Source organism: Klebsiella sp. Shm-1 (genome assembly GCF_040804525.1).
GTDB classification, from domain to species: Bacteria; Pseudomonadota; Gammaproteobacteria; order Enterobacterales; family Enterobacteriaceae; genus Klebsiella; species Klebsiella pneumoniae.
The window spans coordinates 2,628,093-2,643,124 of sequence record NZ_CP161823.1 but is presented as its reverse complement, the minus strand read 5'-3'; the positions used below and the strand labels follow the sequence as shown (position 1 = coordinate 2,643,124).

The window sequence follows — 15,032 nt, the reverse complement described above, 5'->3', positions numbered from 1 at the left end:
GTACAGAGAGTTATTTTTTTAGAAAACGGCGTTTATTTTTTCCGGTAGGGCGAGAACCACCCCAGCCCGGAAAGCGTGTCTGTCCGGGGGATATATTCGCAGCCGATCCAGCCGTCATAACCGGTTTTATCCAGTAGCGCATAGAGCCACGGATAGTTTATTTCGCCCTCATCCGGTTCATGACGGTCGGGCAGGGAGGCAATCTGAATATGGCGATACTGGCCGGCATATTCGGTAATAAGATGGCTTAAATTGCCGTCCACCTTCTGCGCGTGAAACAGATCTAACTGCACCGCCAGGTTCGGCCTGTCGACCCGTTTCACCATCGCCAGCGTCTGATATTGACTGTGGTAGAGATAGCCCGGTTTGGTCTGCGGATTCAGTGCTTCGATGAGTATCCGCTTGTCGTGGCGGGCAAAGCACTCCGCGGCGTAGCGCAGATTATCGATAAGCACGGCCTCGCAGGCTGCGCGATCCGCTCCCGGCGGCACCACGCCGGCCATGATATGCACCTGCGGGCAACTGAGCTGGCAGGCATACTCCAGCGCCAGCTCAATATCGCGTCGGGCCTCCGCGCTTCTCCCGGGAATGGCGGCGAGCCCCCATTCTCCGGCGTTGACGTCGCCGGGTGGGGTATTGAACAGCACCAGCTGCAGCTGGTTCTCCTGCAGGCGCTGTCTGATTTCCCCGGCGGCATACTCATAGGGAAACAGAAACTCAACGGCTTCAAATCCCGCCCGGGCAGCGGCGGCAAAGCGTTCCAGGAACGGCAGTTCGGTAAACAGCATGGATAAATTTGCAGCGAATTTTGGCATGGTTTTATCTCAGTTCTTTCACTTCGTCAGCGGTCAGGTAGCGGATCTCGCGGTTGCCGAGGGTAAATATCAGCCGTGCGGTCTCTTCCAGTTCCTCGGTATTGTTGGTGGCTTCGCGCAGCGATGAGCCAGTAACCACCGGTCCGTGGTTGGCCAGTAAAAAGGCGTTATAGCGGGGCGCCAGCCCGGCCAGCGCCTGGGCAATACGGTCATCGCCCGGCCGGTAGTAGGGAACCACCGGGACGTCGCCGACGCGCATCACCACATAGGGGGTAAAGGGGCGGATACAGTTGTGCGGATCGAGCCCCTGCAGGCAGGAGAGCGCGGTCAGATAGTGGCTGTGCAAGTGGACGATCGCCTTGCAGGCCGGGTTGTGCAAATAGACTGCCCGGTGAAAAGTGACCTCTTTCGACGGTTTGTCGCCGGAGATCCATTCTCCTTGCAGCGTCACCACCGACAACCGCTGAGCCTGCAGTTCGCCGAGGCAGGCGCCGGTCGGCGTCGCCAGCAGGTTGCCGTCCGGCAGCAGCAGCGACAGATTGCCAGCGGAGCCGGTGGCATAGCCGCGGCTAAATAACGAGGCGCCAATCTGCACCATTTCCTCTCGCAGTTGTTGCTCAGTCATGACGAAACTCCTGCTGGGCACGGGCAAAGAACTGGATATCGCCGAAGTTACCTGACTTCAGCGCCAGGGAGAGCGGCTGGCGGGTGTCACGCACCCAGGGCACGCCAGGGGAGATGGTCGGCCCAATATGGAACGCCTCAACCCCCAGGGTCTGCGCCACAATGCTCGACGTTTCCCCTCCGGCCACAATAAAGCGGGTAAATCCTTTCGCCTTCAGGGCGGCGGCAAGAGCGGCAAACAGCTGTTCCACCCGTTCGCTGCTGGCCTTGTCGCCATACTGCGCCTGGATCCGCTGCAGCGTTTGCGGCTCGGTGGTGGCATAGATCATCGGCGCCAGCGGCGCATCGCGCTGCGCGTCCACCCAGTCAGTCAGCGTCCTGACGTAGCTCTCCAGATCGGTAAAGCAGGCGCTTAAGTCGACGGCGCGGGCGGGGGCCTGTTGACGATAGGCCGCCACCTGGCTGTTGGTCATCACCGAGCAGGAGCCCGAGAGCACCACCGCCGGGCCGACCAGCGGCATGCCGGCCTGAGCGCTTTCACCCCGGGCGCCATGGCGCTGCGCCCAGTCGCGGGCGAGGCCGATGGCGAGGCCGGAACCGCCGGAGACCAGCTTCATCTCCCGCAGCGCCACGCCCTGGGTGAGCAGATCCTGTTCACTGAGGGCGTCTAGCACCACATAGCGCACCGCCGGATCGTTGACTGCCGCCAGCGCGGCGGCGACCGCCTCCGGCCCCCGGGCGACAATCGGCCAGGCAATCAGCGCGGCTTTTCCGCGCCCCTGGCGCTCAATTAAGCGGCCCAGGTGCGCATCCTCCATCGGCGTCACCGGATGGTGGCGCATCCCGGACTCATTCAGCAGTTGCTCACCGACGAACAGATATCCCTGATAGACCGTGCGGCCGTTAACCGGCAGCGCCGGGGAAATCACCGTCCGCGTCTCACCCAGCTCGGCCAGCAGGGCATCCAGCACCGGGCCAATGTTGCCCTGCGCGGTGCTGTCGAAAGTGGAACAGTACTTGAAATAAAACTGCTGACAGCCCTGGGCCTGCAGCCAGCGCAGGGCCGCCAGCGACTGGCTGACGGCCATTTCCGCCGGGCAGGAGCGAGTTTTCAGGCTGATGACCACCGCCTCGCTGGTCAGCGGAAGATCGCGGGTCGGCACGCCATTCAGTTGCACCGTCGGCATGCCGTTGCGCACGAGGAAGCTGGCAATATCCGTGGCGCCGGTGAAGTCATCGGCAATGACACCAAGCTGCATGTTGTCTCTCCTCACTGTTTATGGCCCGGCAGGGTGATGCCGTTGAAAATCTTGATCACCGCGCTGTCATCTTCCCGACCGAATCCGGCATTACTGGCGGAGGTGAACATATTCAGCGCGGTAGTGGCGAGCGGCAGCGGGAAGGTCAGCGCCCGGGCAGTGTCATTCACCAGCCCGAGATCTTTGACAAAAATATCGACAGCGGATTTTGGCGAGTAATCGCCATCCAGGACGTGCTGCATGCGATTCTCAAACATCCAGGAATTACCCGCCGCGTGGGTGACCACGTCATACATCGTCTCCAGTGGGATCCCGGCGCGGGCGGCAAGCGCCATCGCTTCGGCGGCAACGGCGATGTGCACCCCGGCCAGCAGCTGATGGATAATTTTTACCGTCGAGCCAAGACCAATGTCGCTCCCGATGCGGTAGACTTTGCCGGCCACGGCGTCCAGCACCGGCGCGAGGCGGGCAAAGGCGGCATCGCTCCCGGAGGCCATCACCGTCATGTCGCCGGCGGCCGCTTTCACGGCGCCGCCCGATACCGGCGCGTCGAGCATCAATAGCTGGTACTCCGCCAGCGCCTCGGCAATGGCCTGAGCATCGGCGGAGGCGATGGTGGACGACACCATCACGACGGTGCCCGGCTTCAGATGGGCGGCGAGGCCGCTCTCGCCGAACAGGATCCCCCGCACCTGGGCGGCATTGACCACCAGCAGCACAACTGCATCCAGTTCCGCGGCGAACGGCACCGCGCTGGGGCCCGCGCCTTTGGCGCCCGCCGCCAGCAGTGCGCGACAGTTGTCGGGATTGATGTCAACGCCCCAGGTGTTCAGGCCCGCCTGCAGGCAGGCGCGGGCGGCGCCCATGCCCATTGAACCCAGTCCAATCACGCAGACATTAGTGTGTGCAGCCATGCTGGTCTCCTTGTGAATATTAGTTAATTAATGTGATTTAATGATAGAATAAAGCGTTATCATGTGAAAATATGTGAGAGTTATCACGAATAACCCACATGAATATAAAAAATTCACAGGTGGAAAGAGGCTGCACAACGGCGATTCTTGCCCTAAAATAGCGTAAAAACAGCGGCAAAGCGCGATAACAACACCGGGTGTCGCCAGGGCCGTAGCCTGGGTGGTGACGCCTGGTGTGAAAAAATGGTAAGGGGAGAGCGGTGATTCCAATAGAACGACATCAGCGTATTTTAGCCCTGGTGGAGCAGCGTGGGGCGGTAAGCATTAACGAGCTGACGGAGATCCTCGGCGTGTCCCATATGACCATCCGTCGGGACGTCAGTAAACTGGAGGAGCAGGGGCTGCTGGTCAGCGTCTCGGGCGGCGTGCGCGCCGTCAGCCGGCTGGCCGCGGAACCCAGTCATCTGGTGAAAAGCACGCTGCAGAGTGAGGAGAAACAGGCGATCGGCGCGCTGGCGGCGAGTCATATCGCTAAAAACAGTTGCATCTATCTGGATGCCGGGACTACCACCCTGGCGCTGGCGCGGGCGATCCTCGACCGGAACGATCTCCAGGTGGTCACCAATGATTTTGAGATAACCCAGCTGCTGATCGATGCCAGCCAGTGCGGCGTGATCCACACCGGCGGCACTCTGTGCCGGGAGAACCGCTCCTGCGTGGGCGAATCGGCGGCGCGTACGTTACGCCACCTGGCTATCGATACGGCCTTTATCTCCGCCAGCGGCTGGGACAGTCGCGGGATATTCACCCCTGATGAGAACAAGGTTACCGTCAAGGAGACCGTCAGCCAGGTCAGCGCGAGAAGCATCCTGCTGTGCGACAGTTCGAAATACAATCAGGTGGCCACGTTTATGGCGTTACCTTTGACCCGGTTCACCACCATCATTACCGACCGGCATCTTTCCGATGCCGCCGCCAGTCATATCGCCCGGCACGCCTGCGAGGTGCTGCGGGCCGGATAACGCGCGCGGCCACCGCCGGGTTAGCGTTGCCAGTGTTCGATCAGCGCCGCGCCGATCCCGGCGATTTGCTGATTTCGCTCGGCCATGCTCGCCGGGGTATCCCGCAGATAAATCACCACAATGCGCTCTGCTTTGTTATTCGGGCCAAGCAGGGCGACAATCCCGCGCGCACCCCGCTCGCCAGCTCCGGTCTTATCGGCGATAAACCAGCCCGCCGGCAGCACGGAGCGGATCAACGGTCCGGCGACCCGATCGTCCACCATCCACTGCAGCAGCTGCCGTTGCGAACGGGCGCTCAGACGCTGGCTGGTCAGCAGCTTGCGCAGGGTCGCGGCCATGCTGGCCGGGGTAGTGGTGTCGCGGGCGTCGCCGGGAAGCGCCTCATTCAGTTCCGTTTCCCAGCGGTCAAGGCGGGTGACGTTGTCGCCGATCTGGCGCAAAAAGGCAGTCAATCCTGCGGGGCCGCCGACGGTGGCCAGCAGCAGATTGGCGGCGCTGTTATCGCTCATGGTAATGGCGGCGGCACAGAGTTCGCCGACCGTCATGCCGTCGGCAAGATGTTTTTCGCTGACCGGCGAGTAGTCCACCAGATCCTGCTGGCGATAGTGGATCTTTCGCTCCAGCTGTTCGTCACCGGCATCCACCCGCGCCAGCACTGCGCCGCAGAGCACTACTTTAAAGGTGCTCATCATGGGAAAGCGTTCATCGGCGCGCCAGGCGGTCAGCGTGCGGCCGCTGGCCAGATCCATTTCTATCATGCCTACGCGGCCCGACAGCTGGCTTTCGCTTTGTTTAATTTGCTCAAGCGGCTGCGGGCTGGCGTGTACCGCCAGCGGCAGGGTGGCTAACAGGGAGATAATACACAGGCGAATATAACGCATAACCACAATACATCCTTGAGTGAGGGCCGATAAAGGCGAGTAAAGAAGCGACAAATAAGAATAACCCGGCGTTTTGCTGATTCACAATTCCTCTTTTTTCCTTCATCATTTGTCATCTTTTATTTCGAATAATCAATATCTAGCCCTGCCTAAGCACGCTATTTTTTGACTCAAGGCCGTGATGAACTATAAGAAAGTACTAAGTACCGCACTCTGTCGGGCGTCGCTGTTTGCCGATCACCACGCCCGCCGGTCCCTGCGGTTCGCCAACGCTATATGCCATCCCGGGAGGAACTGGTGCACCCGATAATTAAGGTCATGCTGGTGGGCGGTAAGGCGGACGGGCTGTTGGTCAGCGTCGCCGATGACGCGACCGAGGTCTCGGTGACGCCTGCGCAGTACGGTGCGCTATCCGGGCAACCGTTGAGCTACCGAATTGTTAGCCAAACCATTGACGATGAACGCTATTTTTTTGGCGTTTTCAGCGACGCCCATCAGGATAGCGATAAGCTGACGCGGGTCGCCCTGACCCGTGGAATGAAAAAAATGTTCTGTTAAACCCTGCCCGAAAGGGGGCGTAAGAGGGTATGCCGGGCGCCGCTGTGCTACTGTGGCAGCCTTCTATTTCCAGGGCCGGACGCATAATGATTCAGTACATTCGTATTCAAAATTTTCGCTCAGTGAAGGATATCGCGCTGGAGCTCGGGCCGCTGAACATTGTCTTCGGCCCTAACGGCTGCGGTAAATCCAATATTTATAACGCCATCCACCTGCTGACCGCTGCCGCTGAGGGCAGGCTTTCGGGGTTTATCAGCGAAGAGGGCGGTCTGGAGAATATGATGTGGTCCGGGGAGCGTTCGCCCCTCGATCGTCACCCCCGCCGGCTGCAAATCGCCTGCCGGACCGACAGCTTCGATTATGAGCTGCAGATAGGCTTCCCTGAAAAATTGCCCTATCCGACGCAATTCATGCTCGATCCTATCGTTAAAGAAGAGAATATCTGGCTGGCCGGCTACTCCCGCCGGCCTTCCTCCCGCGTACTGCAGCGCAAGAATCAGGCGGCGTTTCTCGTCGATGTCACCGGGGAGAAAAGTACTTTCACCGAGAGTATTTATGAAAATGAGTCGGTGTTCGGTCAGCTTGGCGAGCCGCACCGTTTCCCCGAAGTATCGCGAGTGCGGGAGACCTTGCGCCGTTGGCGGTTTTATCATGAATTCGCGATTGGCCGTCATTCGCCGCTGCGTCAGCCGGCCGTGGGTTACCGTTCGCCAGTCCTCGACAGCGATGGCCAGAATCTCGCCGCCGCCTTTCAGACCATTGTCGAGATCGGCGCGGAGGAGATTTTGCATGAAATCCTTGCCGACGCCTTTCCCGGCTGCCAGTTTTATTGTGAAAACGAGCACTCGCGTTTCGCTCTGAAAATGCGTCGCGAAGGGATCCGCCGCCCGCTGCTGGCGGCGGAGATGTCCGACGGTACGCTGCGCTTTTTGTGCCTCGCCGTCGCGCTGCTCAGTCCACGCCCGCCGGCGTTTCTGGCGATCAATGAACCGGAGAACAGCCTGCATCGCGACATGTTGCCCGCGCTGGCCCGGCTGATTATCGAGGCCTCGCGCTACAGCCAGATCTGGCTGACCAGCCACTCGGCGGAGCTGGCGGAGCTTATCGCCGCCGGGGCGCCTTGTCAGCGCTATGCGCTGGAGAATCGCGGCGGTGAGACGCGGATTGTCGAGTGAAGCCCGTCATCCCTGACGGGGGCGCTGGAGTCAGGCGGGGCTCTGCGTCTCTGCGGTCGGCAGCAGACGGTTGCCGCCGCGTAGGGTGACGAACGAGAGCAGGGTGAAGCTCAGGGTTATGCAGCCGAGGATCAGATAGGCCTGATGGAAGCCGACGGTGTCGTACATCCGGCCCACCCAGGCGGAAAGCACCACCCCGGACAACTGTTTTGACAGATTAAAACCGATCAGGAACAGGGTGGCCGAGAGGCGCGGGTTAAAGGCGGAAGAGATATATTTAAAAGTTCCCACCAGCAGGAAGGGGATCTCAAACATATGCAGCATCTTGAGGATCACCACCTCGACTGCCGATGAGGCGAAGGACGACCCGAGAATACGCACCGACATGATCATCCCCGCGGTCAGCAGGGCGTTTTTGGCGCCGATGCGGTTAACGATGGCCGGCGCGCAGAACATGATCAGCGCGTTGAGCAGCTCGCCGCCGGTGGTGACGAAGCCAAACACTTCGGTACCGCGCTGCGGACTGGCGAAAAAGCTTTTGAAAAAGTTGGCGAACTGCTGGTCAAACACGTCGTAGACGCTGGCGACACCCACCACATAGACGATAAAGCCCCAGAAGCGCGGCATACGCAGCAGCTCTGCCGCCGTACGCAGCGAAAAGGCCTGGCGATTGGCGCCCAGCGCCTCGATAACCTGGGCGCTGTTGCTGCTTTCCGGCCGCGACAGCCAGAGCAGCAGACCGAGCACCAGCGCAAAGCCGGAGGCGATCCAGAAGGTGATATTGGGATCGATGCCGAACAGCACGCCGGTTATCGAGGCGCATAGCGCCCAGCCGACGCAGCCTGCGACCCGCACTTTGCCATATTCAAAGCGGTTGGCCCGGCTGACGCGTTCGATATAAGCTTCCACCGCCCCGGAGCCGCTGGAGAAAACAATCCCCAGGTAGATCCCGCCTACCAGCGAACCAGCGATAATATTCATCTGCAGCAGCGGAGAGAAAACGAAAATAAAGAATGGCGCGAACAGAATTAACAGTACCGTAATGGTCCACAGCAGATGTTTGCGCAGGCCGAGCTTATCCGACATCAGGCCGAACACCGGCTGAAAAATAATGGCGAATAACGAGATAGACGAGAAAACGATCCCGGTTTCCGTTTTAGTTAAATGGTTAACGTCCGCCAGCCACACCGGAAAAAACGGGAAGTAGGCCGACATAATGAAATAGTAAAAGAAAAAGAACAGCAGGAAATAGACGAAATTATGCCGTTCTCGTGGCGCCAGTTCTGAGAATTTCATCACCATGATCCCTTGTTATTCTGTTTGTGGGGTAGGGGCTGTCGCCCCCACGGATTAAAAGCAACGCAATGAGACCTCGTACTGCCAGCGCGTTTGGCTCAGGAGCCACTGCGGCAGCACGCTGGGGGTCCAGGAGTCATCGCCTCCCACCCCCATATGCAGGCCGTCGAGGGTGATCCACACGCCGTCTTCGGCCTGCATCTTGTGCCAGTGGTCGGTCTCCATCAGCTGACGGGTGCTCCATGGCTGAACGGAGAAGTGGAAATGACCGCTGATGTGCCAGCGCCCCCAGTCCAGCGCCTGGGTATCACAGCGCAGGCCGTTTTCCGTCGGGAAGATATAGGGGGTGGTCATCGCCGCCAGCGGCTGCTCCCAGCGGGCGAAGCAGGCGCTGCTCCGCCGGTCGGGGTAGTTCTCATGCGGCCCCAGACCCAGCCAGCTCACCGGCGCCTGCTGATCCGCCACCTGGAAGTGCAGCCCGACCCGCGGTAGCGGCGGCAGGGTTTCCGCCCGTTCGCCGTCCACCGCCAACCGCAGGGTTCCGTCAGCAGTGAAGTGCATGCGCCAGTGGCTGACAATCACTACCTCTTCGCCGCGCAGGTAGTGCCAGCGGCAGTCGACGAGGGTTTCATTTGCCAGGCGCTGCGCATCGCACTGGACGCAGTGCGCCTCAAGATCGTACAGGCCGGCGCTTTTCCAGCGCTCCACCCAGGCGTTGGGGTCGATACGCTCTACTTCGCTGACCCCGATGTCGTTGTCGAGCGGCGCGCGAATAAACTGGTCACGCAGGGGAGTCAACAGCTGCTCCTGACCGCCAACCGACCAGCGGCTCAGCAGACCCGTCCGGCGATCGATGGTCCAGCATTGCGAACCGGCGCGGATCTGCCAGACCTCATCGCTGACGATAAGATCCGGAGCGCCGGCAGACACGGTGGGCGCCGGCAGCGCCAGCGGGGCGGGCAGGGGAAACTGTTGCCAGGCGACGCGGTGCTCCGCTTCTGACCAGGCGGTCGCCTGGGGCTGGGTCACCTCCAGCGTCAGCCACACCGCGCGGGCGCCTTCAGGCAGGATCAGGCTATCGAGCAGCGTTATCTCGTCGCTGCCCTCAGGGGGCAGCGCCAGGGTCAGGTCGCCGTGATACAGGGGTTCACCGGCCGCCTGCACCTGCCAGCGCAGCACTTCGTTATCGGTTGGGCGGAACAGGTATTCGCTGATGATGCGCACCCGCAGCGGCGAGGTCGACAGCAGCGTGAACTGAAAATACTGCTGGGCGTGCTTCGCCTCCACCAGCGACGGATGCGGCGTGCGATCGGGAAACACCAGACCGTTCATACAGAACTGGCGATCGTTAGGCTTATCACCAAAGTCGCCGCCATAGGCCCAGCCGACGCTGCCGTCGGCAAAGGTTTTGCGGATCGCCTGGTCGGCCCAGTCCCAGATAAACCCGCCCTGCAGCCGCGGATACTCGCGAAAGGCCTGCCAGTAATCGGCGAAGTTGCCGAGGCTGTTGCCCATCGCGTGGGCGTACTCGCAAAGGATCAGCGGCCGCTGCTCACCGGGCAGGCTGATCCATTTTTTGATCCCCCATTTGGGGACCGCCGGGATCGGCTGGTCGCGTTCGACGCGGGCGTACATCGGACAGATAATATCGGTGGCGGTGGTATCCGCGCCGCCGCCCTCGTACTGCACCGGACGGCTCGGATCGTTGCGTTTCAGCCAGTGGTACAGCGCTTCGTGGTTGCCGCCGCCGCCGGACTCGTTGCCCAGCGACCAGATGATAATGCACGGATGGTTGCGGTTGCTCTGTACCATCCGGGTGACGCGGGCGCTGAAGGCTGGCAGCCACGCCGGATCGTCGGACAGCCGATTCATCGGCACCATCCCGTGGGTTTCAATATTGGCTTCATCGACCACGTACAGACCGTAGCGGTTGCAGAGTTCATACCAGCGCGGCGCGTTGGGATAGTGCGAGCAGCGCACGGCGTTAAAGTTGTTCTGCTTCATCAGCAGAATGTCCTGCACCATATCCGCCTCGGTGACCACCTGCCCGCGCAAATGATGATGCTCATGGCGGTTAACGCCGCGGATCAGCAGCGGTTTACCGTTGAGACGCAGCAGGCCATCGGCAATCTCGATGCGGCGAAAACCGATGTCCCACGCTTCGGCCTCCAGCAGTTCGTCGCCGCGCCACAGGGTGACCACGGCGCGATAACAGTTCGGGGTTTCCGCGCTCCAGTGCGCCGGCGTCGCCACCGCCAGGGAGAAATCGACCCGTTCCGCGTAGTGGCCGCGCTCATCCACCGTCGGGGTACCTAACGGCTGCCGCCCGGCGGCGATCTGCTCCTCGCCGCGCCACAGGCTAACCCCGACGCTGAGCCCGGCAAGCGCCGCCTCAGTCGCTTCGACGGTCGCCTGGACCTGCAGAGTGCCGTCGCGATAGAGGGCGTCAAGGGCTGGCGTCAACTGCACGTCGCATAGCCGTTGCTGCGGCTTATTCAGCAGCCATACCGAGCGGAAAATACCGCTCATCCGCCACATATCCTGGTCTTCCAGCCAGCTGCCGGCGCTCCAGCGCATGACCATCACGCACAGGCGGTTGTCGCCCGGACGCAGAAAGGGGCTGAGATCGAACGCCGCCGGCAGGCGACTGTCCTGCGAATAGCCGACCCACACGCCATTGCACCACAGATGAAACGCCGAGTTGACGCCATCGAAAATAATCTGCGTTTGCCCGTTCTCGCGCCATGTGTCCTCAACCGTAAAGTGCAGGGAGTAGCAGCCGGTCGGGTTATCCTCCGGCACCCGCGGTGGGGTGGTGTCGATGGGATAGCGTACGTTGGTGTAGATCGGCGCGTCATAGCCCTCCATCTGCCAGTTGGAAGGCACAGGCGTGCCGCGGCAGTCCGGAAGATCCTGCGTCAACCACTGTGCATCGACGGCAAACGGGCTGCGGGCGTAAGAGAACTGCCACTCGCCGTCCAGTTGACGGCGGCGGGATGAAGGTAGGTTATCGCGGGCGGCAAGCTCATCGCGCCAGCTGGCGAAAACGGGATGCGCTGGCAGGCGGTTAAGGTGGGTAATGCTCTGGTTCTGCCAGTCTTCACGGGCGAGGACGGCGTGAAAGTCAGGAGTGTAGCTGCGGCCGGTATCGCTAATTTGCATATTAAACCCCGGTAAGTCAGAAATTGTCGTTCGCTAAACAGGATGGTTAACGTTATCGGGTAATTTGTTTTGTCCAGCAATCTCGGGGGAATCGAAATTAACAGACGATCACGAAAGCGGGGGCGAAGCGCTGTTTTTTGTCGCGCGTTAAACATAAAATGTTAGCGCACAACATTGTTATTGCTGAGGAGAAAAGATGCCGCGTCGTACCGCAACCCTGGAGGATGTCGCCCGCGCCGCGGGCGTGTCCCAGCAGACGGTCTCCCGGGTGCTGAACCGTCCTGAGGTGGTGTCAGTCCGCACCCGCGAGCAGGTGATCCGCGCGATGCAGGCGCTGCACTATGTGCCTAACCGCTCGGCGCAGCTGCTTGCCGGCAAAGCGGCGCCCTCCATCGGGCTGATTACCGCCTCGCTGACGCTGCACGCCCCCTCGCAGATCGCCGCCGCGATAAAGAGCCATGCCAGCCTGCATCAGCTGGAAGTGGCGATAGCGATGCCGGCGCAGGCTGATTTTGTCGCGCTGCAGGCCCGGCTGGACGAGCTGCGCGCCCAGCATATTCGCGGGGTGATCGTCAGTCTGCCGCTGGAGAGCGCCACTGCCGAGCGGCTGGTGCAAGACAATCCGGATATGGCCTGCCTGTTTCTCGATGTCTCCCCGGAGGCCGATGTCTGCTGCGTGCGCTTCGACCACCGCGACGGCTGCGGGGCCTGCGTGCGCCACCTGTGGGAGCTGGGGCATCGCGAATTTGGTCTGCTGGCGGGACCGGAAAGTTCGGTTTCCGCCCGTCTGCGTCTCGCCAGCTGGCGCGAGGCGTTGCACAGTCTGAATATTGCCCGCTCTACTACGGTGTTTGGCGACTGGAGCGCCGCCAGCGGTTGGCAGAAAACTTTCGAGCTCCTCCACCTGCAGCCGCGGATCAGCGCCATAGTGGTGGCAAACGATCAGATGGCGCTCGGCGTGCTCAGCGCGCTGGCCCAGCTCAATCGCAGCGGCAGCCAGGCGGTATCGGTGACCGGCTACGATGACACCGCCGACAGCCTTTACTTCCAGCCGCCGCTCACCACGGTGGCGCAGGACTTCGATCTGTTGGGCAAAAGGGCGGTGGAGCGGCTGATTGCCCTGATGGCGGCCCCGCAGCTGCGGATCCGCGAGCTGCTGCCGACCCGGCTCATCGTGCGCCAGTCGGCCTGGCCTGTCGCCGCCGCGGAGGACCGGCAGCAGACCCTGGCGCAGTTGAAAGCGCTGGTGGAGAAGCTTTAGCTGCTGGTCGTTGAGGCTTTATTGAAGTTGAGCATGCTAACTTCGGCAGCAAACGTAGAGAGGTAAAGCTTATCTGTCTGCGAAAAATGCAAAACACAATCTATCCATGCAAGCATTGATTTACCGCCAGTCATATGGCGGTTTTTTTTTGCCCCTTCCACCCTGTACCGACTGCTTCAGTCCGGCTTTCCATCTGGCATATCCTGCCGCGGCATGCTAGATCTTGCTTCCGGGAGACGCCGGGAGACAAGGTCATGATGGTGATTGAGGGTAAAGAGGCGATCGGGCGGGTGGACTGGCAGCGAGTGCGAACGATCATCGCCGAGGCCGGGCTGAATGAGCGTGATGTTCAGCAACTGGAGCAGGCGTTCCGCCAGAGCACCTTCTGCTGGTTTGGCTATGAGAACGGTCAGCTGATTGCCGTGGCGCGAGCCATCAGCGACTGCACCTGGAGCAGCTATCTGGCGGATGTAGCGATCGTCCCCGCTCTTCAGGGACAGGGCTACGGGCAACAGCTGATGCTGGCCATCCGGGAGCAACTCCTGCCCTTTGGCAAAATATTTATCTATGCGGTGGCCGATAAAATTACGTTTTATCAGCGCTTTGGCTTTGCCATGTTGACTACCGGCATGGTCTGCGCCAGCGAGGAAGGCATGCAGAAAATGCAGGCGCAGGGCTATATCCGTCAGCCCTGAAAGCTGACGCTTAGAAACGCCTGGCTTAAACGTGTAAACCAGGCGCAGGCTATCAGAGGGGGCGTTCGAGCACGAAAAGATACGCTTCCCGCGACCAGAACAGGGCGGTACGGCGGCGCTCCACCGACATGGTTTTCACTTCCCATCCCTCACGGGTATAGCTGCTGAGAAACTGGCTCATTTTGTCAGGGTCGGCCTTGGCTTCGCCAAAAAACAGACTGCCCAGCAGCCCCTCTTTATAGATCACTACCCGACACTCTTTCTTCATCATCGACCCTCCTGGCGACCGGTTTACTGTGGCCGTCTATTGTCCGTGGCTGCGACGATTTTGCAATCGGAGAAGGCGTAAACTGTTTACGGTACTGCAGCGGGCTGAGCGCGAAGTGCTGGCGAAAATGGTGGCGCAGGGTGCCGGCGCTGGCAAACCCGCAGCGCTCAGCGATCTGATCGATGCCCATCGTGCTCTCCGTCAGGTGCTGGCGGGCGCGCAGCAGTCGTTCCTCCAGCAGCCAGCGGGCGGGCGTTTTACCGGTGGCCTCCTCAAAGCGGCGCAAAAAGGTGCGCGTCCCCATGCCGGCGCGCTGGGCGAGGGAAGCGACGGTATGGCTGGCGGCAAGATGCTGGTGCAGATAGTCAAACAGCTGACCGAGGCGCAGGCTCTCCCGGCTGCGGGCTACCGGGCGCAGGACCTGCTGCGCCTGACCGCCGTCGCGATGGGGAGAGACGACCAGGCGGCGGGCGACGACGTTGGCGGCTTCGCTGCCGAAATCTTCACGCACCAGATGCAGACAAAGGTCGATCCCCGCCGCGCTGCCGGCGGAAGTCATCAGCAAAGCATCGCCCACGTAAAGGACGTCCTCCACCACCTGGATCTGCGGAAAACGGGACTGCAGCGCCGCGGTGTAGCGCCAGTGGGTTGTCGCCTGGCGGCCATTGAGCAGCCCGGCGGCGGCGAGAACGAACACCCCGGAACAGATAGAAATAATCCGACATCCGCGGGCGTGGGCGGAAGCCAGCGCGGCGCACAGCGCCTCGGGGACCGGGGCGTCGACGCCGCGCCAGCCGGGGACCACGATCGTATCCGCCTGGGCGAGAAGTTCAGGACCGCCGTCGGTCATCAGGCGGATGCCGCCGGTGGCGCACAGGGGACCTTCATCGATCGCGGCGACGGCGAACTGGTACCAGTTGTCGCCCATTTCCGGGCGCGGCAGGCCGAAGATCTCCACGGCTACGCCAAACTCAAAGGTGCACAGGCCATCGTAGGCGAGGGCGACCACCTGATGACGTGACGGTGTCACAGAAGGGGTTGTCAGGATGTTAGCGTTTTCTGTCATGGTTGTCGGCAGATCAGGGTGATGGGCGTCAGTAAA

The 15,032-nt window shown here is 61.2% G+C and carries 14 protein-coding genes; 5 read left to right on the top strand and 9 right to left on the bottom strand.

Annotated features, from left to right (window positions below; genetic code table 11):
* Positions 1-32: 32 nt before the first annotated feature.
* The 4 genes from AB1E37_RS13005 to ltnD are packed head-to-tail and all read right to left on the bottom strand — an operon-like array spanning position 33 to position 3,612.
* Entirely contained in the window at positions 33-815 is a 783-nt protein-coding gene (locus tag AB1E37_RS13005; protein ID WP_032438440.1) for an HPr family phosphocarrier protein, read from the bottom strand.
* Positions 816-819: 4 nt separating this feature from the next.
* The gene (locus AB1E37_RS13000) at positions 820-1,440 is read right to left on the bottom strand and encodes an aldolase (RefSeq protein ID WP_002210516.1); all 621 of its coding nucleotides are present in this window, start codon (positions 1,438-1,440) and stop codon (positions 820-822) included.
* Positions 1,433-2,698: a 3-oxo-tetronate kinase gene (gene otnK / locus AB1E37_RS12995; RefSeq protein ID WP_004224682.1), complete on the bottom strand. Its 1,266-nt coding sequence runs from the start codon at positions 2,696-2,698 to the stop codon at positions 1,433-1,435. Before otnK ends, AB1E37_RS13000 begins: the two co-directional genes overlap by 8 nt.
* A gap of 11 nt (positions 2,699-2,709) precedes the next feature.
* Positions 2,710-3,612: an L-threonate dehydrogenase gene (gene ltnD / locus AB1E37_RS12990; protein ID WP_002903955.1), complete on the bottom strand. Its 903-nt coding sequence runs from the start codon at positions 3,610-3,612 to the stop codon at positions 2,710-2,712.
* A 260-nt stretch (positions 3,613-3,872) separates the two neighbouring features.
* Here ltnD and AB1E37_RS12985 point away from each other — a divergent pair, with 260 nt between their 5' ends.
* Positions 3,873-4,634, top strand: a complete 762-nt coding sequence (locus tag AB1E37_RS12985; protein WP_002210513.1) for a DeoR/GlpR family DNA-binding transcription regulator — start codon at positions 3,873-3,875, stop codon at positions 4,632-4,634.
* 20 nt (positions 4,635-4,654) lie between these two features.
* On the opposite strand, the gene AB1E37_RS12980 is transcribed toward AB1E37_RS12985, so the two are convergent.
* A complete protein-coding gene (locus tag AB1E37_RS12980) occupies positions 4,655-5,515 on the bottom strand; it encodes a broad-spectrum class A beta-lactamase SHV-11 (protein ID WP_004176269.1) in 861 nt (286 codons plus the stop codon).
* Positions 5,516-5,812: 297 nt separating this feature from the next.
* On the opposite strand from AB1E37_RS12980, the gene AB1E37_RS12975 reads away from it, so the two are divergent.
* Both AB1E37_RS12975 and AB1E37_RS12970 read left to right on the top strand, forming a co-directional pair.
* On the top strand, positions 5,813-6,073 hold the full coding sequence (locus tag AB1E37_RS12975) for a hypothetical protein (RefSeq protein WP_004176262.1): 261 nt from the start codon (positions 5,813-5,815) through the stop codon (positions 6,071-6,073).
* A gap of 86 nt (positions 6,074-6,159) precedes the next feature.
* Entirely contained in the window at positions 6,160-7,248 is a 1,089-nt protein-coding gene (locus tag AB1E37_RS12970; RefSeq protein ID WP_001620097.1) for an AAA family ATPase, read from the top strand.
* A gap of 30 nt (positions 7,249-7,278) precedes the next feature.
* On the opposite strand, the gene AB1E37_RS12965 is transcribed toward AB1E37_RS12970, so the two are convergent.
* Entirely contained in the window at positions 7,279-8,544 is a 1,266-nt protein-coding gene (locus tag AB1E37_RS12965) for an MFS transporter (protein ID WP_004176258.1), read from the bottom strand.
* A 54-nt stretch (positions 8,545-8,598) separates the two neighbouring features.
* Entirely contained in the window at positions 8,599-11,706 is a 3,108-nt protein-coding gene (locus AB1E37_RS12960) for a beta-galactosidase (protein ID WP_023313136.1), read from the bottom strand.
* 196 nt (positions 11,707-11,902) lie between these two features.
* Here AB1E37_RS12960 and AB1E37_RS12955 point away from each other — a divergent pair, with 196 nt between their 5' ends.
* Positions 11,903-12,967 (top strand): LacI family DNA-binding transcriptional regulator, encoded by a 1,065-nt coding sequence (locus tag AB1E37_RS12955; RefSeq protein ID WP_023313137.1) that lies wholly within the window; start codon positions 11,903-11,905, stop codon positions 12,965-12,967.
* Positions 12,968-13,221: 254 nt separating this feature from the next.
* On the top strand, positions 13,222-13,662 hold the full coding sequence (locus tag AB1E37_RS12950; RefSeq protein ID WP_032447548.1) for a GNAT family N-acetyltransferase: 441 nt from the start codon (positions 13,222-13,224) through the stop codon (positions 13,660-13,662).
* 52 nt (positions 13,663-13,714) lie between these two features.
* Here the strand turns inward: AB1E37_RS12950 and AB1E37_RS12945 are convergent, their stop codons facing one another.
* A complete protein-coding gene (locus AB1E37_RS12945; RefSeq protein WP_004205985.1) occupies positions 13,715-13,930 on the bottom strand; it encodes a DUF4177 domain-containing protein in 216 nt (71 codons plus the stop codon).
* Positions 13,899-14,996, bottom strand: a complete 1,098-nt coding sequence (gene ftrA / locus AB1E37_RS12940) for a transcriptional regulator FtrA (protein ID WP_023280044.1) — start codon at positions 14,994-14,996, stop codon at positions 13,899-13,901. The genes AB1E37_RS12945 and ftrA overlap by 32 nt, the downstream gene beginning before the upstream one ends.
* Positions 14,997-15,032 lie beyond the last annotated feature (36 nt).

Excerpts from the sequence above, each read along its gene's own strand:
- AB1E37_RS13005 (WP_032438440.1), bottom strand. The coding sequence starts at position 815 with ATGCCAAAATTCGCTGCAAATTTATCCATGCTGTTTACCGAACTGCCG.
- AB1E37_RS13000 (WP_002210516.1), bottom strand. The coding sequence starts at position 1,440 with ATGACTGAGCAACAACTGCGAGAGGAAATGGTGCAGATTGGCGCCTCG.
- AB1E37_RS12960 (WP_023313136.1), bottom strand. The coding sequence starts at position 11,706 with ATGCAAATTAGCGATACCGGCCGCAGCTACACTCCTGACTTTCACGCC.
- AB1E37_RS12970 (WP_001620097.1), top strand. The coding sequence starts at position 6,160 with ATGATTCAGTACATTCGTATTCAAAATTTTCGCTCAGTGAAGGATATC.
- ftrA (WP_023280044.1), bottom strand. The coding sequence starts at position 14,996 with ATGACAGAAAACGCTAACATCCTGACAACCCCTTCTGTGACACCGTCA.
- ltnD (WP_002903955.1), bottom strand. The coding sequence starts at position 3,612 with ATGGCTGCACACACTAATGTCTGCGTGATTGGACTGGGTTCAATGGGC.
- otnK (WP_004224682.1), bottom strand. The coding sequence starts at position 2,698 with ATGCAGCTTGGTGTCATTGCCGATGACTTCACCGGCGCCACGGATATT.
- AB1E37_RS12950 (WP_032447548.1), top strand. The coding sequence starts at position 13,222 with ATGATGGTGATTGAGGGTAAAGAGGCGATCGGGCGGGTGGACTGGCAG.
- AB1E37_RS12955 (WP_023313137.1), top strand. The coding sequence starts at position 11,903 with ATGCCGCGTCGTACCGCAACCCTGGAGGATGTCGCCCGCGCCGCGGGC.
- AB1E37_RS12980 (WP_004176269.1), bottom strand. The coding sequence starts at position 5,515 with ATGCGTTATATTCGCCTGTGTATTATCTCCCTGTTAGCCACCCTGCCG.
- AB1E37_RS12945 (WP_004205985.1), bottom strand. The coding sequence starts at position 13,930 with ATGAAGAAAGAGTGTCGGGTAGTGATCTATAAAGAGGGGCTGCTGGGC.
- AB1E37_RS12965 (WP_004176258.1), bottom strand. The coding sequence starts at position 8,544 with ATGAAATTCTCAGAACTGGCGCCACGAGAACGGCATAATTTCGTCTAT.